This window comes from Streptomyces sp. NRRL F-5123, assembly GCF_000721495.1.
In the GTDB taxonomy this organism is placed as follows: domain Bacteria; phylum Actinomycetota; class Actinomycetes; order Streptomycetales; family Streptomycetaceae; genus Actinacidiphila.
The window spans coordinates 371,059-396,574 of sequence record NZ_JOHY01000001.1 but is presented as its reverse complement, the minus strand read 5'-3'; the positions used below and the strand labels follow the sequence as shown (position 1 = coordinate 396,574).

Genomic DNA, 25,516 nt, shown 5'->3' with positions numbered 1-25,516 from the left:
TCTGCCTGTCTCGTGGGCTCGGAGATGTGTATAAGAGACAGCAGCCGCACAGCGCGCTCAGGCCGAGGCGCGGAGGACCAGGCGGGTCGGGGTGATGATCGGCGCGGCGGCGGTGCCGTCCGGGCTGTCCTGGAGCTCCAGGGTCCGCAGCAGCAGCTGGGCCATGAGGCGGCCCATCTCCTCGATGTCCTGCCGGACGGTGGTCAGCGGCGGGTCGGTCCACTCGGCGACCGAGACCATGTCGTCGAAGCCGACCACCGCGACGTCCTCCGGCACCCGCAGCCCGCGGGCCCGCAGCACCCGCAGCGCGCCCGAAGCCATGACGTCGGAGGCGGCGAAGACGCCGTCAAGGTCGGGAGAGCGCTCCAGCAGCTGCTCCATCGCGCGCGCACCGCCCTCGGGCGTGAAGTCGCCCTCGGCGACCAGCGCGGGCCCGCTGTCGGGAGCCACGTCGCGGAAGCCGTCGAGGCGGTCGACGGAGGCGGGCTGGTCGAGCGGCCCGGCTATGTGCCCGATGCGCCGCCGGCCGATCCCCAGCAGCCGCCGCACGGCGTCCCGCGCGCCGCCGCGGTTGTCGCAGTCGACGTAGAGGGTGCGGCTCCGCGCGCCGGGATCGGGCCAGGTGGGGCGCCCGCCGATCACGGTGGGCACGCCCGCCTTGCGGGCGAGGGCGGGCAGCGAGTCGTCGGCGTGCAGCGAGAAGATCAGCGCGCCGTCCACGTGCCCGCCGGTCAGATACCGGCCGACCCGCTCGCGGTCGGCGGCGCCGCCGGTCAGCAGCAGCAACAGCTGGTTGTCGTGGGCGGACAGCTCACGGCTGATGCCGCGCACCTGCTGGGCGAAGAACGGATCGGTGAAGAACCGCGACTCCGGCTCGGCGACCACCACCGCGATGGCCCCGTTGCGCCGGGTCACCAGGGTGCGGGCGGCCCGGTTGGGCACGTACCCCAGTTCGTCGACCGCTGCGCGGACGCGCTCCGCGAGCGGGCTGCGCACCCCCGCTCCCCCGTTGACCACCCGGGAGACCGTGGCCCGCGACACCCCGGCCACGGCCGCGACGGCTTCCAGCGTGGGGCGGGCGGCGGCGGGCGGCTCGGACAACGGGAGGACTCCTTCGCGCGGCAGACGGCGGGGCTGCGGGGGGGCGGGGGAACGGGTCGGGGGCCAGAGGGGTCGGCGGCGGACGGCAGGGGCACGTGCGGGGGCGCGACACGGGCGGGCGGTGCGCCGACGGCCGGGCAGGGCCACAGCGTATCGGGTCGTGACCCCCTGCGAGAGCGCTCTCCCGGGGGTTGCCCGCACGCACAGGCATGACCTCCGGCGGACCGGGCAGCCGCCCGGAAGAGGAATCCGGCCGGGCCCCCGGCCGTCGCCGCCGGGCACCGACGGCCCCGGGGCCGGCACGAACCGGAACATACCGGCCCGGCACATACCAGGACGTCCAGGAAAGCGGGGGGAGCAAGGGACCGTATCCATGACGCACATCCCCAGCCTCACCCTCAGCAACGGCACCTCGATCCCCCAACTCGGCTTCGGGGTCTTCCAGATCCCGCCCGACGACACCCGGCAAGCGGTGCTCACCGCCTTGGAGAGCGGTTACCGGCACATCGACACCGCCGAGATGTACGGCAACGAGAAGGAGGTCGGCACCGCCGTCCGGGAGTCCGGGCTGGCGCGCGGCGACGTCTTCGTCACCAGCAAGCTCAACAACGGCTACCACGCCCACGACGCCGCCCTCACCGCCTTCGCCCGCTCGCTGGACGACCTCGGCTTCAGCTACCTCGACCTCTTCCTCATCCACTGGCCGCTGCCCGGGATCGGCGACTTCACCGAGACCTGGCACGCACTGGAGGAGATCTACGCCTCCGGCCGCGCCAAGGCGATCGGGGTGTCCAACTTCAACCCGCACCACCTGGAGCGGCTGGCGCAGACCTCCTCCACCGTCCCGGCGGTCAACCAGATCGAGATCCACCCCTACCTGACCCAGGACGACGTCCGCGCCTACGACACCGCCCACGGCATCGCGACCGAGGCGTGGTCGCCCATCGCGCAGGGCAAGGTGCTGGCCGACCCGGTGATCACCTCGATCGGCGAGCGGCTGGGGCGCACGCCCGCGCAGGTGACCCTGCGCTGGCACATCCAGCGCGGCGACATCGTCTTCCCCAAGTCGGTGACCCCGGCCCGGGTGGCGGAGAACTTCCGGATCTTCGACTTCGACCTGACCCCGGACGACATGGCGGCGATCACCGCCCTGGACCGTGGCGAGCGCACCGGACCGGACCCGGACACCTTCAACTGGGTGCCCGACGACTGACGCCCCGGCCACCGGCGGGGACACACCGGCCCGGACCCGCCCGCCGGGAGAGCGCTCAGGCTCCGGCGGGCAGCGGCCCGCCGGAGCCGCGGACCACGAACCGGGTCAGCAGCACGACCGAGCGCGGCGCGGAGCGGTCACCGGCGATGCGCGAGAAGAGCAGGTTGGCCGCGGTGCCGCCGAGGGCGACCGGGTCCTGGCTGACGACGGTCAGCGGCGGGGTCAGCCGCTCGGCGAGCGGCAGGTCGTCGAAGCCGACCAGGGCGAGCGGCGCCGGGTCGCCGAGGGCGTCCAGGACGCCGAGGGTGATCACGTCGTTGCTGGTGAAGACGGCGGTGGGCGGGTCGGGAAGGGTGCGCAGCGCGTCGAGCGCGGCGCGGGCCTGCGGCTGCGAGCGCAGCTCGTGCCGGACGAGGGCCGGGTCCTCGGGTATGCCGTGGGCGGCGAGCGCGTCGCGGTAGCCGGTGTGCCGCTCGGCCTGGGTCCAGATGTCGTAGCGGTCGCCGAGGTAGGCGATGCGGGTGTGGCCGTGGCCGAGCAGATGGGTGACGGCGCGTCCGGCGGCGGCCCGGTTGTCGACGGTGACGGTGTCCACGGCCAGCCCCCTGGCGGGCCGGTCGACGCAGACCACCTGGGTGCCGCCGTCCATCGGGCGCTTGAGGAAGGCGTGGCTGCCGCTGGTGGGGACGAGTATCAGGCCGTCCACCCTGCGGGCGGTGAAGGCGGCGATGACCTCGCGCTCGCGCTGCGGCTCGTCGTTGGTGCTGCCGACGAGGACGACGTGGCCGCGGCGGTGGGCCTCGTCCTCGACCGAACGGGCCATCAGTGCGTAGAAGGGGTTGGCGAGGTCGTCGACGACCAGGCCGATGGTGGAGGTGCCGAGGTTCTTCTGGCGCAGGCTGCGGGCGTTGTCGTCGCGCTGGTAGCCGAGTCTGCGTACCGCCTGGCCGACGCGGGCGGCGGTCTCGGGGGCGACACCGGGCGCGCCGGACACCACCCGGGAGACCGTCATGGGGCTCACGCCGGCCGCGCGGGCGACGTCCTTCATCGTCGGGCGGTTCACGGGCCTCCTCGTCGCTGTGCCTGGCCGGCTGGTGCGTCGATGATGGCAGGGCGGCCGCCGCAGGCCGTCGCCGGGCCCGCGCGGGCTCCCGTACGGCCCGGCCCGGGGCCGACTCGCGCGCGCCGCCGCCCGTCCCCGGCGGCCCGTCCCGCGGGGGCCGCCGGTGCGGGGCCGGCGTCAGCAGGCCGCCTGGTAGTAGTACTTCCTGATGCCGGGCTGGTTCATGTTGGCCTTGGTGATGGCGACCATGTCGGTGCCGATGTGCGCGGTGACCTGCTTCTTGTCGATCGCGGCGAGCGCCTGGTCGACGCCCTGCCGACCGATCGCGCCGGGGTCCTGGGCGACCAGCACGTCGAGGGTGCCGCTGGTCAGCGAGGTGATCTCGTCCGGCTCGGCGTCGAAGGCGGCCACCTTGACCTTGCCCTGCCGGCCCGCGGCCTGGAGGCCGGTGGAGATGCCCTGGGCGGTGTTGGTGTTGCCGGCGAAGACCCCGCCGAGGTCGGGGTGCGCGGCGAGGGTGGACTGGATCTGCGAGGCGGCGGTGGCGGGCAGGTCGTTGTCGTAGAGCACCGGCAGCAGGGTGATGCCGGGATGGTTCTGCTTCATCTCGTCGGTGAAGCCCTTGATACGGGCGTCGGTGGTGGACACCCCCGGCTTGACGCTGATGACGATCGCCGAGCCCTTGTCGCCCATGAGCTGGGCGAGCGCCTTGGCGGCGGTGCGGCCGCCCGCCTCGTTGTCGGAGGAGATGCGGGAGACGCCGACGGAGGAGTCGCTGACGTCGGTGTCCACCAGCACGATCTTGGTGCCGGCGCCCTGCATCTGCTGGAGGGCGGGGGTGAGGGCGGCGGTGTCGACCGGGGAGATCAGCAGTCCGTCGGGGTGGGTCGCGGCGACCGAGTCGATGATCGGGCGCTGCACGGACACGTCCCACTGCGCGGAGCCGTTGACGGTGAGCTTCACGCCGCGCTTCCTGGCCTCCTGCTGGGCGGCGCAGGCCATGGTGATGTAAAAGGGGTCGCTCTTGACGCCGGTGACGAGTTCGAGGGAGTGCGAGCCCGAGCCGCCGCCGGAGTCGCCGCCGCAGGCTGCGGTGGTGGCGGCGGTCAGGGCGAGCACGGCGCAGCAGCCGGCGATCCGGACGGTTCTTCTGGACTGGCGCATGGCGGGCGGCCTTTCGTGGGTACGAGGGTGGGCCTTGCGGAGGAGCGCGCGGGACGCGGCGACCGGGGCGGCGGGCGCGCGGGTCAGCGGCGGTCGGTGCCGCGGCGGCGGAGCTGGTCCACGTAGACGGCCGCGACGAGGACGACGCCGATGGCGACGTCCTGCCAGTACTGCTGGACGTCCATGATGATCAGCCCGGTGCTGAGGACCGCGGGGATGAAGACGCCGATGACGGTGCCGAGCACGGAGCCGCGGCCGCCGAAGAGGCTGGCGCCGCCGAGCACGACGGCAGTGATGACCTTCAGGTTGTCGGTGGAGTGCCCGGCGATGGAGGTGCTGCCGAAGTAGGCCAGCCACATCACGCTGCCCAGGCCGGACAGCAGTCCGACCAGGGCGTAGACCTTGACCAGGTGCGCGTCGACGTCGATGCCGACGCGCCGGGCGGATTCCGGGTTGGAGCCGATGGCGTAGGTGTAGCGGCCGAAGCGGGTGAAGGCCAGGACGAGGCCGAAGACGAGGGTGGTGGCGAAGGCGATGACGACCAGCCAGGGGATCTGGCCGAAGAGCTTGCCGAAGCCGATGGTGCGCTGGAGCTTGCCGGAGACGGCGCCGGCCGGGTCCTGGCCGCCGGTGATGATCTGGGCGACGCCGAGGGCGGCGCCGAAGCCGCCGAGGGTGACGATGAGCGGCGGGACCTTCGCCTTGGCGACCAGCCAGCCCTGCAGGGCGCCCCAGACCAGGCCGGTGACGAGCGCGATGAGGGTGCTGACGGCGACGGTCCCCCAGCCGGCGCCGGCGCCGCCGTGGTGGATGGTGTACTCGGCGGACAGCACGGCGGAGAGCACGAGCACCGAGCCGACGGACAGGTCGATGCCGGCGACGATGACGACGTAGGTCATTCCGACGCCGAGCACCAGGTAGATGGCGGCGTTGGTGGCGATCTGGGTGACGTCGTAGCGGGTCAGGAAGGTACTGGGCCGGGCTGCGGTGAAGAAGGCGACGAGCAGCGCGAGCACGCCGAAGGTCCAGGACTCGTTGGCGCGCGCGAGCCGCCGCAGCCACGGGGGCACGGCGGGGCCGCGGGCAGCCTTCCGCTGCCCGTCCTTGGCGGGGGCGGGGGCCTGGGCGGTCACCGGGGGCCGTCCTCTCCGCGGCCGGCAGCGGGGCCGCCGGCCGTGTCCAGGGCGCCGGTCATGGCGCCGACGAGGTCCTCCACGCTGGTCCCGGCGGCGGGGAAGCGGGCGACCCGGCGGCCGAGCCGCAGCACCTCGATCCGGTCGGCGACGGACAGCACTTCGGGCATGTTGTGACTGACGATCACGACGCAGATACCGCGGTCGCGGACGCGCCGGACGGTGTCGAGGACGCGGCCGCGCTGCACGACGCCGAGGGCGGCGGTCGGCTCGTCCATGAAGATGATCCGGTGCGCGAAGGCCACCGCGCGGGCGACGGCGACGGACTGCCGCTGCCCGCCGGACAGGGTCGCGACGGGGGCGCCGACGTCCTTGAGGTCGACGCCCAGCTCGGCGAAGGCCTTGACCGCGGAGCGGCGCATGGCCGCGCTGTCGAGGACCTTGAGACGGCCGAGGAGTCCGCCGCGGTAGATCTCCCGGCCGAGGTGCAGGTTGGCGGCCGCGTCGAGGTCGGGGGCGAGCGCGAGGTCCTGGTAGACGGTCTCGATGCCGTGCCGGCGGGCGTCCAGCGGGCTCTCCAACCGCACCGGGCGGCCCTCGACGAGGATCTCGCCGCTGTCCGGGGTGACGGCCCCCGACAGCGCCTTGACCAGGCTGCTCTTCCCGGCCCCGTTGTCGCCGATCAGGGCGACGACCTCGCCGGGGTAGGCGGTGAAGTCGGCCTCGCCGAGCGCGGTGACATGGCCGAATCTCTTGGTCAACCGGCGTGCTTCCAGGAGCGGTTCTGCCATCGGCGATTCCCCCGGTGTCGTGGTGCACGGTGCTTGGTAACGTTCGCAGGCGTGCCGGGATTGTGCGATCGTGATCATGACATGTCAAGACGCCGCGCACGCATCCGTCTCGTCCGCGCCCTTGCGGTGGTCGATACGGAATACCCCCGCGCCGCGGGGTATTGACATGCCGTCAGCCGCGCCGCACGATGCACTCCGGCTTGGTAACGTTCACATCAACGGCGCCCCGCGGCCCACGTCATCGCCGCCGCGGGTCGCCCCGCGTGCCGGACGTCCCGCTCGTCCGTGAGCCCCCCACAGTGCCCAAGAGGCTGCCGGGCCGTGCGCCGTCACGGCCGGCCGCCGCCACGAGAAGGTGGTCCCCCGTGCTCCCTCCCGTGTTACGCAGCAGAACAGCGGGCGCCGCCGGCGCCCTGTTACTCGCCGTTCTCGGCATCGGCGGCCTCACCGCCGCACCGGCCGCCCAGGCGGCGACCGACTACACCGGCTACGTCGACCCGTTCGTGGGCACCGACGACAGCAACGCCCCCAACCCGGTCGGCGGCGGCGCCGGCGGCAGCACCTACCCGGGCGCGGTGGCGCCGTTCGGCGGCGTGCAGTTCAGCCCCGACACGCCCACCGCGTCGCCGTCCGGGTACCGCTACTCCGACACCTCGGTGGAGGACTTCAGCCTCACCCACTTCGACGGAGCGGGCTGCCCCAACAACGAGGACCTGCCGCTGATGCCGTTCACCGGCTCGGTCGGCACCTCCCCGGGCAGCAACTGGACGAGCTACGCGTCGGCGTACACCAAGGCCAACGAGTCGGCCTCGCCCGGCTACTACAAGAACCGGCTCGACAAGTACGCCACCGGCGTGGAGCTGACCGCCACCACCCGCACCGGCATGGCGCGGCTGACGTACCCCTCGACGACCGGCGCGGGCCTGCTGGTCAACACCAGCCGCAGCGCGACGGGCAACCGCAGCGGATCGGTGCGGATCAGCGGTTCGGAGCTGACCGGCAGCATCACCGCGGGCGGCTTCTGCGGCTCGTCGAAGACCTACCAGATCTACTTCGACATCCGCTTCGACCGCGCCCCGAGCGGCTACGGCACCTGGAACGGCGGTACGGTCTCGGCAGGTTCGACGTCGACGTCGGGCACCAACACCGGCGCGTACGTCACCTTCGACACCACCGGCAGCCAGACCGTGCAGGCCAAGATCGGCCTGAGCTACGTGAGCGTGGCCAACGCCCAGGCCGACCTCACCGCGGAGAACAACGGCTGGAACTTCGACGCCACCCGCGCCGCCACCTCGGCCGCGTGGAACGGGATGCTCGGCCGCGCGCAGGTCACCGGCGGCTCCGCGGAGAACCTGAAGAAGTTCTACACGGCGCTTTACCACGTCTTCCAGAGCCCCAACATCTCCAGCGACGTGGGCGGCGACTACCGCGGCTTCGACGGGGCGGTGCACAACTCCTCCCGCCCGGTCTACCAGAACTACTCCGGCTGGGACATCTACCGCTCGTGGGCGGCGCTCGTCGCGCTCATCGCCCCGGACGAGGCCTCCGACATCGCCAACTCGATGGTGCTGGACGGCCAGCAGGGCGGCCTGCTGCCCAAGTGGTCGCAGGAGACGAACGAGGACTTCGTGATGACCGGCGACCCCGGCCCGATCGTGGTCGGCAGCATGTACGCGTTCGGCGCGCGCAACTTCGACACCTCGGCCGCGCTGTCGCTGATGGAGAAGGCCTCCAACGGCGGCACCGCGCAGGGCTCGCCGATCCGCGGCAACCAGGGACCGTACACCAGCCAGCACTACCTGACCGCGCCCTCGGACTCGCTGGAGTACAGCGCGTCGGACTTCGCGGTCGCGCAGTTCGCCAAGGCGATGGGCAACACCTCCAGCTACACCACCCACATGACCCGCGCCCAGTGGTGGCGCAACACCTTCGGCCCCGACTCCGGCTACGTCCAGCCGCGCAACTCCGACGGCAGCTGGCCCTGGCCGCTGCTGCCCGCCGGCCAGTCGAACTTCACCGAGGGCAACGCGGCGCAGTACACCTGGATGGTGCCGTACGACTACGCCGACCTGATCAACGCGATGGGTGGCCCGGCGACCGCGGCGCAGCGCCTGGACCACCACTTCACGCAGGTCAACGCGGGCCAGAGCCTGCCGTACTACTACATCGGCAACGAGCCCGAGCACGGCGTGCCGTGGGCGTACGACTTCGCACGCGACCCGGCGGGCGCGGCGGACGCGGTGCGCAAGGTGATGACCGAGTCCTTCACGACCGGCGCGGGCGGCCTACCCGGCAACGACGACCTGGGCGCCACCTCGGCGTGGTACGTCTGGGCGGCGCTCGGGATGTACCCGGTCACGCCCGGCGCGGACACCCTGGCCGTCAACGGCCCGCAGTTCCCCTCCGTGGTGGTCAAGCGGGCCGCGGGCGACATCACCGTCAACTCCTCCGGCAGCGGCGGCTACGTCCAGGGCCTGAAGGTCAACGGCGCGGCCACCACGCACAGCTGGCTGCGCTACCCGGACGTGTCCGGCGGCGCCACGCTCGACTACACCATGGGCGGCGCCCCGAGCGCGAGCTGGGGCACCGGCGCGGGCGACGTCCCGCCCTCCTTCCAGGACGGCGCGACGCCGCTCCCGGCAGCCCCGGACACCGGCCCCGACCTGGCCCTGGGCAAGGCGGCCACCGGATCCACGCCGTGCGCGAGCACGGAGTCGGCGGACAAGGCGGTCGACGGCTCGCTCAAGAACAACAGCAAGTGGTGCTCCAAGGACGCCGACCCGACCCTGACCGTGGACCTCGGGTCGGCCCAGACCGTCGGCTCCTTCGCGGTCGAGCACGCGGGCCTCGGCGGCGAGAACACCTCGTGGAACACCGCCGCCTTCCAGATCCTCACCAGCACCGACAACAGCACCTGGTCGCTCGCGGCGAACGTCACCGGCTCGCGCGCCAGCCGCACCTTCCACGCCATCGCCCCGCGGCAGGCCCGCTACGTCAGACTGGCGGTCTCGGCGCCCACCAACACCGGCGGCGACACGGCGGCGCGGATCTACGAATTCCAGGTCTTCGGCAAGTCCGGCGGCGCCGCGGTCCCGCACGCCATCACCGGCCTGGCCGGCAAGTGCGTCGACGTCGCCAACTCCGGCACCGCCAACGGCACCCACGTCCAGCTCTACGACTGCAACGGCACCGACGCGCAGTCCTGGACGGTGGGCACCGACAGCACGGTCCGTTCCCTCGGCAAGTGCCTGGACGACGCGAGCAGCGGCACCGCCGACGGCACCCTGGTGCAGCTGTGGGAGTGCAACGGCAGCAACGCCCAGAAGTGGACGGTCAGCGGCACCCAGCTGGTGAACGCGGCGGCGGACAAGTGCCTGGACGTCCCGGGCTCGAACTCCGCCAACGGCACGCAGTTGGACGTGTGGACGTGCAACGGCGGCGCCAACCAGCAGTGGTCGGTGAGCTGACCGCCCGCTGAGGGGCGGGGGCGCGGCCGCGCCCCCGCCCCGGCAGCCGAGGCCGTCATCCCACCCGCTGCCCCTTCCCCAGCGCGATGACCCCGCCCGCGGACACCGTGTACAGCTCGCGGTCGCGGTCGGGGTTCACGCCGATCACGGCGCCCGGCGGCACGTCGACGTTCTTGTCCAGCACCGCCCCGCGCACGATCGCGCCGCGGCCCACCCGGACCGCGTCGTGCAGCACCGAGCCCTGCACCACCGCCCCCGCGTCCACCACCACACCGGGCGACAGCACCGAGCGGGTGACCTGGCCGCGGATCACGCAGCCGGGGCTGATCACCGACTCCCCCACGATGCCGCCCGCGGCGATCTTCGCGGGCGCCAGCTGGCCGGGGTGCGTGTAGATCGGCCACTTGCGGTTGTCCAGATTGAAGGCCGGCTGGTCGGAGATCAGGTCCATGTGGGCGTCGTAGTAGGCGTCCAGGGTGCCGACGTCGCGCCAGTAGCCGTGGTCGCGGGCGGTCTCGCCGGGCACGTGGTTGGTGTCGAAGTCGTAGACCTGCGCCACGCCGGCCGCGGTCAGCCGGGGCAGGATGCTGCCGCCCATGTCGTGCACGGACTGCGGGTCCTCGGCGTCCGCGTGCAGCGCGTCGACGAGCGTCTTGGTGGTGAAGAGGTAGTTGCCCATCGAGGCGAACACCCGGTCCGGGTCGCCGGGCAGGCCTGGCGGGTCGGCGGGCTTCTCCAGGAAGCGCTCCACCGCGATCCCGTCCGCGGCGGGCGTGATGACCCCGAAGGACGGCGCGTCGGCGCGCGGCACCCGGATGCCGGCGACGGTGACGCCCGCGCCGTGCTCCAGGTGCTGGGCGAGCATCTGCCGCGGGTCCATGCGGTAGACGTGGTCGGCGCCGAAGACGGCGATGTAGTCGGGCTGCTCGTCGTACACCAGGTTGAGCGACTGCAGGATCGCGTCGGCGCTGCCCAGGTACCAGCGCGGTCCGAGCCGCTGCTGCGCGGGCACCGGCGTCACGTAGTTGCCCAGCAGGCTGGACATCCGCCAGGTGGTGGTCACATGGCGGTCCAGTGAGTGCGACTTGTACTGCGTCAGCACGCAGATCCGCATGACCTCGCCGTTGACGAGGTTGGACAGCACGAAGTCCACCAGGCGGTACGTGCCGCCGAAGGTCACCGCCGGCTTGGCGCGGTCGGCGGTCAGCGGCATCAGCCGCTTCCCGGCGCCGCCCGCCAGCACTATGCCGAGCACCGAAGGTCCACCGCGCATCGCGTCCCCCTTGGGTCGTCTTCCGCCTGCCGCATCGCCTGGCGCTACGCGGCGTCCAGCACCTGCCCGTACAGGTCGGCGGTCCGGCGGGCGACGGTGTCCCAGCCGAACTCCCCGACCGCGCGCTCGCGGCCGGCCGCGCCGAGCGCGGCGGCCCGCGCGGGGTCGGCGGTCAGCTCGCCGAGCGCAGCCGCGAGGCCTGCCTCGAACTCCTCCGGCCGCTGCTCGTCATAGGGCACCAGCAGCCCGGTGGCGCCGTGCTCGACGACCTCCGGGATGCCGCCGACGGCCGAGGCGACCACCGCGGTGCCGCACGCCATCGCCTCCAGGTTGACGATGCCCAGCGGCTCGTAGACCGACGGGCAGGCGAAGACCGTGGCGTGGCTGAGCAGCTGCACCACCGCCGGGCGCGGCAGCATCGCCGGGATCCAGTGCACCCCGTCGCGCACCGCGTTCAGCTCGTCGAACAGCGCGCGGAACTCCCGGTCGAGCGCGGGCGTGTCGGGCGCGCCGGCGCACAGCACGAGCTGCACCGCGGGGTCCAGCGCCCGGGCCGCGCGCAGCAGGTGCGGTACGCCCTTCTGCCGGGTGATGCGGCCGACGAAGAGCACGTACGGCCGCGCCGGGTCGACGCCGATGCGGCGCAGGACGTCGGTGCGCTCGTCGGGCCGGTAGGCGCCGGTGTCGATGCCGTTGCGGATGACGTGGACGCGGTCGGGGTCGAGCGCGGGGTAGCAGGACAGGATGTCGCGGCGCATCCCGTCGGACACCGCGACCACCGCGTCCGCGGACTCCATCGCGGTCCGCTCCGCCCAGCTCGACAGGGCGTAGCCGCCGCCGAGCTGCTCGGCCTTCCACGGCCGCAGCGGCTCCAGCGAGTGGGCGGTGACGACGTGCGGCACGCCGTGCAGCAGCTTGCCGAGGTGACCGGCGAGCCCCGCGTACCAGGTGTGCGAGTGCAGCAGGTCGCGGCCCTGCAGCCCGGCGGCCATGGCCAGGTCGATGCCGAAGGTGCGCAGCGCATCGTTGGCGCCGTCCAGGGACGCCGGGGCGCGGTGCCTGACCACCCCGGCGTCCCGGTCGCCTTCCAGCGCATCGCCCCAGCAGTGCACCTCGACGTCGGCCAGCGCGCGCAACTGCCTGGCGAGGAACTCCACGTGCACCCCGGCACCGCCGTAGACCTCCGGCGGATACTCCCGGGTCAGCAGCCCGACCTTCACCGGTGCCTCCCGCTCCTACGCTCCTGGGCCGGCCGCCGCGCGGCGCCGCGCGGCGGCCCCGCCCGTACCCGGCCCCTTCCGTGCCCTGTCCCTTCCCCCGATCCGCGCCCCGCTACCGCGGCCGGGCGCCCCGGTGTGGCGGGCGGCGGGGGGTACGGGTTTCGGCCACGCCTTCACGGGCTGTCCGGAGCCCGGCATGTGAACCGGTTCGCAAGGTGTCACACACCGCGGTGACAGGTGATGGGGTGTCAGACGACGGCAGCGGCTGCTGAGCCGTGCGGTACGACCGTCCGTGCGCACCGGTCGCGTTGCGCGACCGCCGCGGTGCGTGGGCTAAGCACACAACGCCCGCACACACGTACAGTTCGCCGGATCTGGTCCGCACCAGGGTCCGCCGGATTGACGCTTTATGGACGGCTGCAACCCCCGTAGCACGGGCACACGTAGGAGAGACAGGACGTGACGACCGACACCACACCGACCGCACCACTACCGCTGCGCGCCGGCAGCCGGTTGGCACTGGCTCTGGCGAGGGAAGAGTTGATGCAGGAATACCACCGGTGGGAGACGGACCCGGCGACCGTCGTCGGCTTCGGTGCCCGCTGGCCGGTGTCCTGGGAGGTCTTCCAGGCGCGCTTCCACTCCGCCCACACGTCGGCTCACTACCAGCTCTTCGAAGTCCTCCACACGCGGAGCGCGACACCGGTCGGCACGGCCGCGCTCAGCGTCGACCAGTCCGTCAACAACGCAGAATTCATCCTGGTGATCGCCCCGGAGCAGCGCGGCCGGGGATACGCGGCCGAGGCCACCGCCCTGACCCTGGAGTGGGCGTTCGCCATCGCGTCGCTGAACTCGGTGTGGCTCCAGGTGCCCGCCCCCCACACCCCCGCGGTGAACGCCTACGTGAAGGCGGGATTCCGGGCCGCCGGACGGCTGCGCAACGCCGCCCTGTGGCACGGCAGGCGGGTGGACAAGCTGCTGTTCGACTGTGTGCCCGACGACCTCGCAGAGAAGAGGTGACCACCATGTCCTGCCCCGACGTGAACTGCCGCAAGGGTGGCTGCACAACCGACCCGGGCCGCAGCCGACCCGCCGGCAGCGGCGGCGCCGAGCGCTGACCTGCGCCGGACCGCGGTAATAACCGCACAGATCCGACCTACCCGATCTTTCCGGCGATTCCGGCCGTTCCGATCTTTCCTCCCATGTCGTCATAATCGGGACGGCCGGCGCCCTCCGGCGGCGCCGCACTTCCGGATACGCCCGGCCGCTCCACCCCTTCCCATCGACCTCAACCGGTTAAGCAGGGGCTTCTGTACGGGCCGCTCAGGACGTACCGTGTGGGTGATCGATCCGCCGCCAGCCAGAAGGACGTCCCATGGCCCTGTTCGACCTGCCGCTCGACGAGCTCCGCGAGAGGCGAAGCAGTTCCGTGGAGCCCGCGGACTTCGACCAGTTCTGGGCCGACACCCTCGGCCAGGCGCGCCAGTACGATCTGGCGGCCGTCTTCGAACCGGTGCAGATCGGGCTGACCACCGTCGACACCTACGACGTGACCTTCGCCGGCTTCGGCGGCCACCCGGTCAAGGGCTGGTTCACGCTGCCCGCGGGCACCACGGAGCCGCTGCCGGTGGTCGTGGAGTTCATCGGCTACGGCGGCGGGCGGGGGCTGGCGCACAGCCATCTGCTGTGGGCCTCGGCCGGCTGCGCGCACTTCGTGATGGACACCCGCGGCCAGGGCTCCGGATGGTCGGTCGGCGACACCGAGGACCCGGTCGGCAGCGCCCCGGCCACCCCCGGCTTCCTGACCCGCGGCATCGAGGACCCCTACGACTTCTACTACCGCCGGGTCTTCACCGACGCGGTGCGCGCCGTCGAGGCCGCCCGCTCCCACCCGCTGGTCGACGCCTCCCGTACGGTCGCGGCCGGGGTGAGCCAGGGCGGCGGCATCTCCGCGGCGGTCGGCGGTCTGGTGCCGGACCTCGCCGCGGTCATGCCCGACGTGCCCTTCCTGTGCGACTTCCCGCGCGCGATCACGGTCACCGACGAGCTGCCCTACCGGGAGGTCGGCCGGTACCTGTCGGTGCACCGCGCCCGCCGGGCCAAGGTGCTGGAGACCCTGGCGTACTTCGACGGCGTGCACTTCGCCGCCCGCGGCCGGGCGCCCGCGCTCTTCTCCACCGCACTGGAGGACCAGGTCTGCCCGCCCTCCACCGTCTTCGCGGCCTTCAACGCCTACGCGGGCCGGGACAAGCAGATAGAGGTCTACGACTTCAACGGCCACGAGGGCGGCGGCGCCGCCCAGCAGGCCGTGCAACTGCGCTGGCTCCCGGAGCGCTTGGCCGACCCCAAGCCGGAGTAGCCGGAGCAGCGGCCGAAAAAGAAGGCATGCCCCGCCGTTTCCCGGGCAGGTGGTACGCCATCAGTCGTACGAATGGGGCGATGACGTGACCGCACAGCTGGAACAGACCGTAAGCACGGACGAAGCGGCGACGGCGACGAGTGCGCCGCAGCAGGACGTACGGTGGCCGCAAGGATCCCAGGCGGCCACCGGCGGGCTGCCGTTCGTCGACGAGCCCTCGGCGATGGCCCCCCAGGACGCGCGGGTCCTGTCCAAGCTGTTCTTCGACCGCCTGCAGGAGATGGAGGAGGGCACGCCGGAGCACGCGTACGCGCGCAACACCCTGATCGAGATGAACCTCTCGCTGGTGTACTTCGCCGCCGCGCGCTACCGCAACCGCCCGGCCACCGACCACGAGGAGATCGTCCAGGTCGGCACGATCGGCCTGATCAAGGCGATCGACCGCTTCGACCTCTCCCGGGAGACGGAGTTCACCACTTTCGCGGTGCCCTACATCGTCGGGGAGATGAAGCGCTTCTTCCGCGACACCAGCTGGGCCGTGCACGTGCCGCGGCGGCTGCAGGAGCTGCGGGTGGAGCTGAGCAAGGCCAAGGAGACGCTGGCGCTGCGGCTGGACCGCGACCCGACCGTCGCGGAGCTGGCCGAACACCTGGGCCTCCCGGAGCACGAGGTCGTCGAGGGACTGGTGGCCGCCAACGGCTACACCGCGGGCTCCATCGACACCCCCTACACCGACGCCGACACCTCCGCCGACGGCGAGGGCCGCACCCTCGGCGAGACCTTCGGCGAGTGCGACCCGGCCCTCGACCTCTTCGAGGACTTCCACGCGCTGGCCCCGCTCATCGAGCAACTGCCGGAACGCAGCAGGCTGCTGCTGCAGCTGCGCTTCGGCGAGGAGCTGACGCAGGCGGAGATCGGCGAGCGCCTCGGCTGCTCGCAGATGCACGTCTCCCGGCTGCTCAGCCGCACCATCGCCCGGCTGCGGGCCGGGCTGCTCGCCCAGGACTAGAGCCCCGGGCGTCCAGCACCCCGGCCCAGGCTTTCCGGCCGCCGGCCCGCGCCTCACGCGCGGCCGGCGGCCGGGGTCGTGCCGGACGACGGCGGCGACGTCTGGGACAGCGGGGTGGCGATGTCCTCCAGCGACCGGCGCTCGGCCTTGACGGCGAGGAAGGCCGCGACCAGGCCGGCCGCGCACATCAGCGAAGCGCCGATGACGAACGCGGTGACGGTGTCGGAGACCACGCCCGACTTCGTCAGGTCGGCGAAGACCAGCGGGCCGCTGATGCCGCCCGCCGCGGTGCCGATCGCGTAGAAGAAGGCGATGGCCATCGCCCGGGTCTCCATCGGGAAGATCTCGGAGACCGTCAGGTACGCGCTGCTCGCGCCCGCCGAGGCGAAGAACAGCACCACGGACCAGCACGCCGTCATCGTCGTGGCGTTCAGCGAACCGCGGTCGAAGAGCCACGCGGTGCCGAACAGCAGCACGCCGGACAGCAGGTACGTCGACGAGATCATGACGCGCCGCCCGACGGTGTCGAAGAGGTGGCCGAGCAGCAGCGGGCCCAGGAAGTTGCCCGCCGCGATCACCGCGAAGTAGTAGCCGGTGTCGCCGGTCCCCACACCGAAGAAGGTGGTCAGGATGTTGCCGAAGCCGAAGGTGATGGCGTTGTAGAGGAAGGCCTGGCCGACGAAGAGCGACAGGCTCAGCACCGCGCGCCGCGGGTAGCGGGTGAAGACGGTCCGGGCGATGATGCCGAAGCCGATGCTCGCCCGCTGGTGGATGGTGATCCGCCCGGCCGCCTCCGGCAGCTTCTCGTGCTTCTCCCCCTCGATCTGCTTCTCGACGTCCGCGACCAGCCCGTTCGCCTCGTCGCCGTAGCCGTGGATGAACTGCCAGCGCGGGCTCTCCGGTACGTGGCGGCGCACCAGCATGATCACCAGGCCGAGGACGACGCCGAGTGCGAAGGTCAGCCGCCAGCCGACGTCCTTGGGGAAGATGCTGGTGTTGAGCATGACGATGGACAGCAGCGAGCCGCCGATCGCACCCAGCCAGTAGCTGCCGTTGATGATCAGGTCGACCCGGCCGCGGAAGCGGGAGGGGATCAGCTCGTCGATCGCGGAGTTGATCGCCGCGTACTCGCCGCCGATACCGAAGCCGGTCAGGAAGCGGAAGGTGAAGAACCACCAGGGCTGGAAGGACAGCGCGGTCATCGCGGTGGCGCTCAGATACACCGCGAGCGTGATCATGAAGAGCTTCTTGCGGCCGTAGCGGTCTGTCAGCCAGCCGAAGAACAGCGCGCCCGAGCACGCGCCCGCGACGTACAGCGCGGCGGCGATGCCGGTGATCTGGGAGGCCGTCACCGACAGGCCGCTGCCGGGCTCGGCGATACGGCCCGCGATGTTGCCGACCGTGGTCACCTCCAGACCGTCCAGGATCCAGACGGTGCCGAGCCCGATCACGATCATCCAGTGCCAGCGCGACCACGGCAGCCGGTCGAGCCGCGCGGGCACATCCGTGGTGACGGTGTCACCGGACCCCCCGTCACCGCCGGGCACCGGCGCGTCCGCCTTCCCGGGCGCCGGTCCCCGCTCCTGGCCGGATGCCGCTTCGTCCGCAGGTCCGGCCGCCGATCCGGGCATGAAGATCACCTCCGCGTCGCAGTCTCACACCGGGCGGCGGTCCGGGCACGGCCGCCACGCCCGGCGGGGAGCGCCCCATGGGGGTGATCCGCCACCGCCGCGCGCGGGTGGTTGCGCCGGCGCCGCCCTGGTGGGTACGTCTGTCCCGTACGCCGTCCGCCACGCCCAGGAGACCGCCCGCCGTGCATCCGCTGCTCCGCGAAGCCCGCGACACGCTCGTCCCGCGCCCCGCCGGCCCGCACGGCCCGCTGCCGCCGCTGCTGCTCGCGCTCACCCTGGTCACGGGGCTGGTGGACGCCTTCAGCTATCTCGTCCTCGGCCACGTCTTCGTGGCGAACATGACCGGCAACGTCGTCTTCCTGGGCTTCGCACTGGCCGGCGCGAGCGGCTTCTCGCTCACCGCCTCGCTGCTCGCGCTCGCCGCCTTCGCCGCCGGGGCGGTGCTCGGCGGGCGCCTCGCCCGCGCGCTGCCCGCGCACCGCGGGCGGCTGCTGCTCGCCGTCTGCGCCGCGCAGACCGCGCTGGTGCTGGTGGCGTGGGCGGTCGCGGCCGCCGCCGACCTGCCCGCGCGCGGCGGCGCGCGGGCGGCGCTGATCGTGCTGCTGGGCCTCGCGATGGGCGGTCAGAACGCGGTGGTGCGGCGGCTGGCCGTACCGGACCTGACGACCACCGTCCTGACGATGACGATCACCGGCATGGCCGCGGACGGCCGGCTCGCGGGCGGCCCGGACGCCAAGGCGGGCAGCCGGCTGCTGTCGGCGGCGGCGATGTTCACCGGCGCCCTGGCCGGCGCCGCCCTCGTCGGGCACGCCGCGCGGTCCCTGCCGCTCCCGGTCGCCGCGGCCGTCCTCGCCGCGGTCGGCGCCGCGCTGCTCCCCTCCCGGCGCGCCGCGGCGGGCTGGACGGGCGCCTGAGAAAAAACCCGGCCGGATCCGCCGCGGGATGTACATCCGGGGGGTTGCCGATCGTCGTAAGGGTGACCGGGCACCATGGAGCCCGGGCGCGAACCGCGAACGAGGAGAGGTGCCATGAAGTACCTGCTGCTGATCTGCCAGGAGACCGCCGAGGGCTTCCCGGGGGCGACGCCCGAGGAGTTGGACGCCGAGCCGTGGGTCGAGGAGATGACCCGGCGCGGGGTGCGGCTGGACGGGAACCGGACCCGGCCGTCGGAGGACGCCACGACCGTCCGGGTCAGGAACGGCTCCCAGCTCGTCACCGACGGGCCCTACGCCGAGACGAAGGAGCAGATGGCGGGATTCGACATCATCGAGTGCGCCGATCTGGACGAGGCCATCGAGGTCGCGGCCGCCCACCCGGTGGCGAAGTTCGGCATGGTCGAGGTCCGGCCGTTCTGGACGGACTGAGGCCGGCGTGCGGGACGCGGTGAAGGAGGCCGTCGCCGCGGCCTGGTCCCGGGAGTGGGGCCGGGTCGTGGCGGCGGTGATCCGGCAGACCGGCGACTGGGACCTGGCGGAGGAGTGCGCGCAGGACGCGTTCGAGCACGCGCTCGAACGCTGGCCGCGCGACGGGGTGCCGCGCAGCCCGGGCGCATGGCTGACCACCACCGCTCGCAACCGGGCGCTGGACCTGCTGCGCAGGGCCGCCAACGAGAGCGTCAAGCTGCGCCAGGCGGCCCGGCTCGAACCCGGGCCGCCGGACGCCGGTTCGGACGCGCTCGCCGGGGACGACGGGCTGCCCGACGACCGGCTGCGGCTGGTCTTCACCTGCTGCCACCCGGCGCTGCCGCTGCCCGCGCAGGTCGCGCTCACCCTGCGGACCCTCACCGGGCTCACCACCGCGGAGATCGCCCGCGCGTTCCTGGTGCCGGAGGGCACGATGGCGCAGCGGCTGACCCGCGCCAAGAACAAGATCAGGAACGCCGGGATCCCCTTCCGGGTGCCCCCGCAGGAGCTGCTGCCCGAGCGGACGGAGGCCGTGCTGGCCATCCTCTACCTGCTCTTCAACGCCGGGTACGCGCCCGGGGCCGCGGGCCCCGACCAGCAGCGCGTCACCGCGGAGGCGATCCGGCTCGCGCGGCTGCTCGCCGGGCTGCTGCCAGAAGAGCCGGAGGCGGCGGGGCTGCTGGCGCTGATGCTGCTGCACCACGCCCGGGCGGCAGCCAGGACCGACGCCGCCGGGGATCTGGTGCCGCTGGAGGAGCAGGACCGCTCGCGCTGGGACCGGCAGCGCATCGCCGAGGGCACGGCCGTCCTGGACGCGGCGCTCGCCCGTCGGCGGCCCGGCCCTTACCAGGTGCAGGCCGCGATCGCCGCGTGCCACGCGGAGGCGGAGAAGCCCGAGGCAACGGACTGGGCGCAGATCGCCGGACTGTACGGGGAGCTGGCCCGGATGGCGCCCGGACCCGTCGTCGAGCTCAACCGTGCGGTGGCTGTGGCCATGGTGCAGGGCCCTGCCGCGGGACTGGCCCTGGCGGACGCCCTCGACGCGTCCGGCGCGCTCGCCGGCTACCACCTGCTGCCCGCGACCCGCGCGGACCTCCTGCGCCGCCTGGGCCGCACCCCGGAAGCGGCGGCCGCCTACCGCGCGGCCCTGGACCTCGCCCCGACCGAGGCCGAACGCCGTTTCCTGGCCCGCCGCCTGGCGAGCCTGGCCTGAGCGAGCTCCTGCGGGGCCGCCCGCCCGGCCCCCGTGGCGTCCCGCTCTCCGGCGGAGCCCACCGCCCCCGCGGCGAACGGGGGAGCGCTCGCCGCGGGGGGGTCAACGGGTCGGGGGAAGCGGGTGCGGCTCAGGTGCAGGCCACCCCGTTGAGGGCGAAGCCCGTGGGCGCCGCGTTGCTCGCGGAGTAGGTGGCCGTGAAGCCCGGGTCGACCGTGCCGCCCGCCGGCAGCGAGGCCGCCCAGGACGGGTTGGTCACCGTGACCTTCTGGCCGGACTGCGTGAAGGTGCCGCTCCAGCCGCTGCCGACCTTCTGGTCACCGCCGAAGGTGAAGGTCAGCGTCCAGCCGTTCAGCGCGGCCGAGCCGGCGTTGGTCACCAGGACGTCCGCCTGGAAGCCGCCCGACCAGGAGTTGGTCACCTTGTAGACGGCCGTGCAGGCCGCACCGGTGCCGCCGCCCGGCGGGGTGCCGGTCGTGGTGGTGGTGACGGTCGCCGAGGGGGACGCCGACGAGGTGTTCCCCGCGGTGTCGACGGCCTTGACGGTGAAGGTGTACGGCGTGCCCGGCGTCAGGCCCGTGGCGGTGTAACTCGTCGCCGTGGTGGTGGCGAGCAGCGTGGACCCGGCGTAGACCTGGTAGCCGGCCAGCGGCAGGCTGCCGGGAGTGGCCGCGGCCCAGGTGAGGGTGACCGACGAGTCGGCGACCGCGGAGGCGGTGGGCTTGCCGGGCGCGCCCGGCGGGGTGGTGGCCGGCGGGGTGCCGCCGTCACCGCTGGGCGCGTTGCCCCACACGGCGGTCGAACCGTCGTAGAGCACCATGTCGTTCACGGTGACCGGCGTGGAGCCGGGCGTGGTGGAGACGCCCTGGTAGGACCAGTCCTTCGTGGGGTCGTGCGCACCGGGGAAGCTCAGCCGGAACTGCACCTCGCGGTGGAAGGCCGACTGCCCGGCGGGCGCGATGTCCTGGCCCTCGCAGCTGACCGTCACGTAGTAGACGCTGCCGGAGAACTGCGTCGGCCCGGTCGGCGCCGAGCACTGGTTGTACGCCGAGGTCAGGGTGACCTGCGAGGGGCTGGTGCCCGGGTCGAGGGTGAAGTAGTAGCGGAAGCTGCCGTGGGTGAGGTGCCGGGCGGGCCAGCCGGACTTGTTGACCACCTGCACCTTCAGCTCGTAGAAGTTCGTGCCCGACGCGTTGACCGCGGCCTGGAGGAATTCCTCGGGCCCGTCCGGGGTCTCCTTGGGCGGGAAGTTCGCCAGCGGGCTGCCGCCGTACTCGTCGGTGAGGGCGGCCAGCGCGCCGGAGAAGCCCGCGTTGTAGTCGAGCGCGCCTTCCGTCTCGCCGTAGTTGGAGCGCTCGTCGGAGAAGCCGTCGTCCGCCGAGCCGGGGCCACCGACCAGCAGGCCGTAGTCGAGGTGCCGGGTGGTGGCCGGCTCGGTCATGGACTGCGACCAGGAGCCGTGCGCGGCCCTGCTGTGCGGGTTCTGCGGCCACTTGGTGTTCTTGCCGGAGTTGGTGAAGCCGATCTCGTAGCTCTCCTTCAGCGGGTTGTCGCCGAGGACGTAGTCGATCTGCCGGGCACCGAAGTCGTGGTAGGTCTGCGCCTTCGACGCGTCCTTGCCCTGCGCGGTGAGCCAGTCGGAGAACTGGAGCGCGACGAAGGCGGTGTTGGACGAGTAGCGCAGCGAGCCCCAGGTGTCGAGGAAGGCCTCACCGCCCGGCGAGTAGCTCACCTTCTGGCCGTTGACGCCGGTGGTCCACCAGTCGAGCCAGCGCTCGGCGTCGTCGACGTAGGTCTGCTTGCCGGTGAGTTCGGCGAGCAGCACGTAGTCGCCGTAGGACTTGTCGTCCCACGCGAGCGTCCAGTTGTACTCCGGCGTGGTGGTCTGGTTCATCTTCGGCAGCTGCGCGAAGTACGTCTCGGCCTTCGTCAGGTACGTGCTGTCGCCGGTGGCGCGGTAGAGCCACAGCGCGCCCCAGACCAGCTCGTCCCAGTAGCCGCTCCAGGAGTTGTAGTAGCCCTGGGCGGCGGTGATGCACTTGTCGTACGTGCCGCGGTAGGTGTCGGCGAAGGTGTAGAGCTGCTTGGCGTTGGCCAGCAGGGTGGCCGAGTAGGCGGCGTCGCTCTGCTTGAAGACCATGGACGAGGACGCGAGCGCGGCCGCCGCCTCGCCCGCGAGGTCGGAGCCGGGGCAGGACGCGTCGATCTTGAACGAGGGGCGCGGCGAGGGGTTGGCCTCGGGCGGGCCCCAGAAGGAGTGGTCGCTGCCGCCGTCGCCCACCTGGCCGTAGAGGACGTTGGCCGAGGGGTGCGCCTTGAGCAGCCAGTCGTCGCCCCAGCGCAGGTTGCGCAGCAGGTAGGTGTTCTGGCCGCTCTTGGCGTAGCCGGACGCCTCGTCGATGCCGCCCCAGCCGAGCATGGTCATCGAGAAGGCCATCGGGAAGCCGAACTTCACCTCGTCACCGGCGTCGTGGTAGCCGCCGGTCAGGTCCAGTCCGGCGTCGGCGCCGTCGGTGAGGTCGGAGTCGCCGCGCCAGGTGACGCGGTTGTCGGCGGGCAGCTTGCCGGAGCGCTGCGACTCGTAGAAGAGCATCGAGTCCTGGAGCGCCTCGGCGTAGTTGTAGCTCCCGGCGGCGGCGGGCGCGGCGGCCGGGGCGGCTGCGTGGGCCGCGGGGGCGCCGGCGGTGGCCGCCATGGTGAGCGGCAGCAGCGCGGCCGCTGCGGTGACCGCCGCGGTCCGGGCGCGGCGGGCGGCGCCTCGTACGCGGACAGCGCCGAGAGCAGGAAGTGCGCGGAATGCGGGGAATGCCGGGAGTACGGAGAAGGGTTTGCCGGTTCTGCGGGGCACGCGGGTTCTGGGCACGCGTCCTCCTGGGAGGGCCATGGTCGTGGTGGGGGGAAACGCACCCAGGGGCGGGCGGTCGGCCGACCGGGAGTTGTCAGCCGCCCACCCGCCCATGGGAGCGCTCCCACATGCTGGCCCCGCAGCTCGCGCACCGTCAAGAAGTGTGCGTACGGCGGCGCAGGAGATGCGGGAAACGGAAGGGCGGGGCAGGATGATCAACTCACGAGGGTTTTTCTTCCCGCCGCCCGGGACGACCGGCGTCCCGGGCGGCGCGGAGGAGCGGAAGAAGCAGCAGCCGCAGCCGTCCGGCTCCGCCGGACGACGACCGATGAGGTGTGAGGTCCCGCCGTGCGCCAGCCGACCCCCAGCCCCGCCGCCCCGCGCGCCCGCCGCGCGCCCGCGCCCCGCGGCCGGCACCGCCCGCCGCGCCGTCCCGGACTGCGCGGTACCGGGCTCGTCCTCGGCCTGATCGTGACCGCCACCACCGCCCTGACCGCGTGCGGCGACGGCTCCGGCTCGTCCGGAAGCGGCGGGGCGACCACGACGACGGTCTCCTCCCCCGCCTCGGTCACCCCGACGAGCGCCACCCCGTCGCCCACCGCCACCTCGGCGTCGCCGTCGAGGACCGCCGCGCCGCCGCCCGCCACGTCCGCCACCGCCAAGCCGGCGAGCTGCGTCGACAAGGCGGTCGCCGGGATGAGCCGCACGCAGCAGGTCGGCCAGCTCTTCATGACCTCCGTCACCAGCACCGGAATGACCTCCGCCCAGTCGAGCGCGATCACCGCAGGCCGCGTCGGCTCGGTCTTCCTGATGGGGCACACCAACTCCGGCACCGCGGCGGTCAAGCGCGTCACCGACCAGGTCCGCAAGCTCGCGCCCTCGGTCAAGGGCGCCAAGGTCGGCATGCTGGTCTCCACCGACCAGGAGGGCGGCCGGGTCCAGGTCCTGAACGGCCCCGGCTTCAGCACCATCCCGACCGCCGTCGACCAGGGCAAGCTCCCGGCGGCCACCCTGCAGAAGGACGCCGAGAAGTGGGCGAGGGAGCTGAAGTCGGCCGGCGTCACGATGAACCTCGCGCCCGTCGCCGACACCGTGCCGCCCGACCTGACGAACGTCAACGCGCCGATCGGCAAGCTCCAGCGCGAGTACGGCACCAACCCCTCGGCGGTGGCCACCCACAGCACCGCCTTCCTGCGCGGCACCCTGGACGCGGGCCTGCTCGCGAGCCCCAAGCACTTCCCGGGCCTGGGCCGGGTCACCGGCAACACCGACTTCACCCTTGGCGTCACCGACGACGTCACCACCCGCAACGACGCCTACCTCCAGCCCTTCCGCAGCGCCGTCTCGGCGGGCGCGCCCTTCGTGATGGTGTCCTCGGCGATCTACTCCAAGATCGACCCCCACAACCAGGCGGCCTTCTCCTCGGCGGTGATCCGCGGCATGCTGCGCGACTCGCTGGGCTTCAAGGGCGCGGTCATCTCCGACGACCTCGGCCAGGCCGCCGCCGTCAGCGACCGCACCCCGGCCGAGCGCGCGGTGGACTACCTCAAGGCCGGCGGCAACCTGCTGCTGACCGTCAAGGCCTCCGACATCGCGCCGATGACGTCCGCGGTGCTCGCACAGATGCCCAAGGACAAGGTGCTCGCCAACGCGGTGTCGGACAGCGTGCGGCGGGTCCTGGCGGCCAAGCAGAAGGTGGGCCTGCTCAGCTGCGGCTGAGCAGGCGGTACGGTCACGGGTGCGCCGCAGCCGCCGCGCGCAGGGCCGCCGCGGTGAAGGCCGCGGCGAGCGGCGCCGGCTCCCCCGCCGGGCGGGCGAGCGCGACCCGGTCCTCGGGCAGGTCGACGACCGGGCGGTAGACGACGTCGGGGCGGCGGTGGAGCAGGGCCGTGGAGCGCGGCAGGTACGTGAGCCCGCGGCCCGCCGCCACGTACTCCAGCTTCTCCTCGACCGTGCGCACCGCGGGGGGCTGCCGCGGGCCGGACGCCTCGGCGTTGGTGCACAGGTGCAGGATCTCGGTCTGCGCCGCGCACTGCGCGGCCGTCAGCTCCGCGCTCCCGGCCAGCGGGTGCCCGGCCGGGAGCGCCGCCATCCGCGGCTCGCCGTAGAGCGGGGTCAGCTCCAGGCCGGGCTCGACGACCGGCAGCCGGACGTACGCCACGTCGACGCGCCCGTCCAGCACGGCGGCGGCCTGGTCGTCCCAGTCGACCCGGCGCACCTCCACGGCGACGTCCGGATGCGCGGCGCCGAAGCCGCGTACCGCCTCGGTCACCCGGATGCCGCTGCGGAAGCCCACCACCAGCCGGCCGGCCCCGTGCGCCGCCCGGCCGGCCCGGCGGCGGGCGGCGTCCGCGGCGGCGAGCAGCGGCCGGGCGTCGTCGAGCAGCCGCTCGCCGGCGGCGGTGAGCCGCACCCGGTGGCTGTCGCGGACGAACAGCTCGGCGCCCAGCTCCCGTTCCAGCGCGCGGATCTGCCGGCTGAGCGCGGGCTGCGCGATGAGCAGGTCCTCGGCGGCGCGCCCGAAGTGCAGCCGCTCGGCCACGGCCACGAAGTAGCGCACCTTGCGCAGGTCGAGATCCACGGCCCCGCCTCTCCCCCGTCCGCGCTCTGCCCGCGGCGATGCCCCGAGGG

General features: G+C 73.1%; 19 protein-coding genes. 9 read left to right on the top strand and 10 right to left on the bottom strand.

Annotated elements, in window-relative coordinates:
* Positions 1-57: 57 nt before the first annotated feature.
* Positions 58-1,101: a LacI family DNA-binding transcriptional regulator gene (locus IH54_RS0101735; protein WP_031512315.1), complete on the bottom strand. Its 1,044-nt coding sequence runs from the start codon at positions 1,099-1,101 to the stop codon at positions 58-60.
* Positions 1,102-1,474: 373 nt separating this feature from the next.
* Here IH54_RS0101735 and IH54_RS0101730 point away from each other — a divergent pair, with 373 nt between their 5' ends.
* Positions 1,475-2,314 carry an aldo/keto reductase gene (locus IH54_RS0101730; RefSeq protein ID WP_031512313.1) on the top strand — a complete coding sequence of 280 codons (840 nt, stop codon included), beginning with the start codon at positions 1,475-1,477 and terminating at the stop codon, positions 2,312-2,314.
* Between the two features lie 55 nt (positions 2,315-2,369).
* Here the strand turns inward: IH54_RS0101730 and IH54_RS0101725 are convergent, their stop codons facing one another.
* The 4 genes from IH54_RS0101725 to IH54_RS0101710 form a co-directional block, all read right to left on the bottom strand.
* Complete coding sequence (locus IH54_RS0101725) at positions 2,370-3,377, bottom strand: LacI family DNA-binding transcriptional regulator (protein WP_234343313.1); 1,008 nt, start codon at positions 3,375-3,377, stop codon at positions 2,370-2,372.
* 177 nt (positions 3,378-3,554) lie between these two features.
* The gene (locus IH54_RS0101720; RefSeq protein WP_031512311.1) at positions 3,555-4,541 is read right to left on the bottom strand and encodes an ABC transporter substrate-binding protein; all 987 of its coding nucleotides are present in this window, start codon (positions 4,539-4,541) and stop codon (positions 3,555-3,557) included.
* 83 nt (positions 4,542-4,624) lie between these two features.
* Positions 4,625-5,674 (bottom strand): ABC transporter permease, encoded by a 1,050-nt coding sequence (locus tag IH54_RS0101715; protein WP_031512310.1) that lies wholly within the window; start codon positions 5,672-5,674, stop codon positions 4,625-4,627.
* Positions 5,671-6,465 (bottom strand): ATP-binding cassette domain-containing protein, encoded by a 795-nt coding sequence (locus tag IH54_RS0101710; RefSeq protein WP_043179413.1) that lies wholly within the window; start codon positions 6,463-6,465, stop codon positions 5,671-5,673. The genes IH54_RS0101715 and IH54_RS0101710 overlap by 4 nt, the downstream gene beginning before the upstream one ends.
* Positions 6,466-6,842: 377 nt before the next feature.
* On the opposite strand from IH54_RS0101710, the gene IH54_RS0101705 reads away from it, so the two are divergent.
* Positions 6,843-9,932 carry a GH92 family glycosyl hydrolase gene (locus tag IH54_RS0101705; protein ID WP_063762146.1) on the top strand — a complete coding sequence of 1,030 codons (3,090 nt, stop codon included), beginning with the start codon at positions 6,843-6,845 and terminating at the stop codon, positions 9,930-9,932.
* 55 nt (positions 9,933-9,987) lie between these two features.
* Here the strand turns inward: IH54_RS0101705 and glgC are convergent, their stop codons facing one another.
* Positions 9,988-11,205 (bottom strand): glucose-1-phosphate adenylyltransferase, encoded by a 1,218-nt coding sequence (gene glgC / locus IH54_RS0101700; protein ID WP_031512306.1) that lies wholly within the window; start codon positions 11,203-11,205, stop codon positions 9,988-9,990.
* A gap of 44 nt (positions 11,206-11,249) precedes the next feature.
* Positions 11,250-12,425, bottom strand: a complete 1,176-nt coding sequence (gene glgA / locus IH54_RS0101695; RefSeq protein WP_031512305.1) for a glycogen synthase — start codon at positions 12,423-12,425, stop codon at positions 11,250-11,252.
* 459 nt (positions 12,426-12,884) lie between these two features.
* On the opposite strand from glgA, the gene IH54_RS0101690 reads away from it, so the two are divergent.
* The 3 genes from IH54_RS0101690 (at position 12,885) to IH54_RS0101680 (ending at position 15,793) form a co-directional block, all read left to right on the top strand.
* Positions 12,885-13,445 (top strand): GNAT family N-acetyltransferase, encoded by a 561-nt coding sequence (locus IH54_RS0101690; protein WP_159011603.1) that lies wholly within the window; start codon positions 12,885-12,887, stop codon positions 13,443-13,445.
* A gap of 355 nt (positions 13,446-13,800) precedes the next feature.
* A complete protein-coding gene (locus IH54_RS0101685; RefSeq protein WP_031512303.1) occupies positions 13,801-14,784 on the top strand; it encodes an acetylxylan esterase in 984 nt (327 codons plus the stop codon).
* A gap of 85 nt (positions 14,785-14,869) precedes the next feature.
* Complete coding sequence (locus tag IH54_RS0101680) at positions 14,870-15,793, top strand: RNA polymerase sigma factor SigF (protein ID WP_420711694.1); 924 nt, start codon at positions 14,870-14,872, stop codon at positions 15,791-15,793.
* 53 nt (positions 15,794-15,846) lie between these two features.
* Here IH54_RS0101680 and IH54_RS0101675 read toward each other — a convergent pair whose 3' ends face one another.
* On the bottom strand, positions 15,847-17,424 hold the full coding sequence (locus IH54_RS0101675; protein ID WP_078861854.1) for an MFS transporter: 1,578 nt from the start codon (positions 17,422-17,424) through the stop codon (positions 15,847-15,849).
* 182 nt (positions 17,425-17,606) lie between these two features.
* Here IH54_RS0101675 and IH54_RS0101670 point away from each other — a divergent pair, with 182 nt between their 5' ends.
* The 3 genes from IH54_RS0101670 to IH54_RS0101660 all read left to right on the top strand — a co-directional run bounded on the left by IH54_RS0101670 (position 17,607) and on the right by IH54_RS0101660 (position 20,040).
* Positions 17,607-18,338, top strand: a complete 732-nt coding sequence (locus IH54_RS0101670) for a YoaK family protein (RefSeq protein WP_031512299.1) — start codon at positions 17,607-17,609, stop codon at positions 18,336-18,338.
* 114 nt (positions 18,339-18,452) lie between these two features.
* A complete protein-coding gene (locus IH54_RS0101665) occupies positions 18,453-18,788 on the top strand; it encodes a YciI family protein (RefSeq protein WP_031512297.1) in 336 nt (111 codons plus the stop codon).
* Positions 18,789-18,795: 7 nt separating this feature from the next.
* Positions 18,796-20,040: an RNA polymerase sigma factor gene (locus IH54_RS0101660; protein WP_031512295.1), complete on the top strand. Its 1,245-nt coding sequence runs from the start codon at positions 18,796-18,798 to the stop codon at positions 20,038-20,040.
* A gap of 130 nt (positions 20,041-20,170) precedes the next feature.
* On the opposite strand, the gene IH54_RS39205 is transcribed toward IH54_RS0101660, so the two are convergent.
* Positions 20,171-22,903, bottom strand: coding sequence for a glycoside hydrolase family 9 protein (locus IH54_RS39205; RefSeq protein WP_234343311.1), 2,733 nt, complete (start codon positions 22,901-22,903; stop codon positions 20,171-20,173).
* 330 nt (positions 22,904-23,233) lie between these two features.
* On the opposite strand from IH54_RS39205, the gene IH54_RS0101650 reads away from it, so the two are divergent.
* The gene (locus IH54_RS0101650; RefSeq protein WP_234343310.1) at positions 23,234-24,604 is read left to right on the top strand and encodes a glycoside hydrolase family 3 N-terminal domain-containing protein; all 1,371 of its coding nucleotides are present in this window, start codon (positions 23,234-23,236) and stop codon (positions 24,602-24,604) included.
* A 13-nt stretch (positions 24,605-24,617) separates the two neighbouring features.
* On the opposite strand, the gene IH54_RS0101645 is transcribed toward IH54_RS0101650, so the two are convergent.
* Positions 24,618-25,466, bottom strand: coding sequence for a LysR family transcriptional regulator (locus IH54_RS0101645; protein WP_043179410.1), 849 nt, complete (start codon positions 25,464-25,466; stop codon positions 24,618-24,620).
* Positions 25,467-25,516 lie beyond the last annotated feature (50 nt).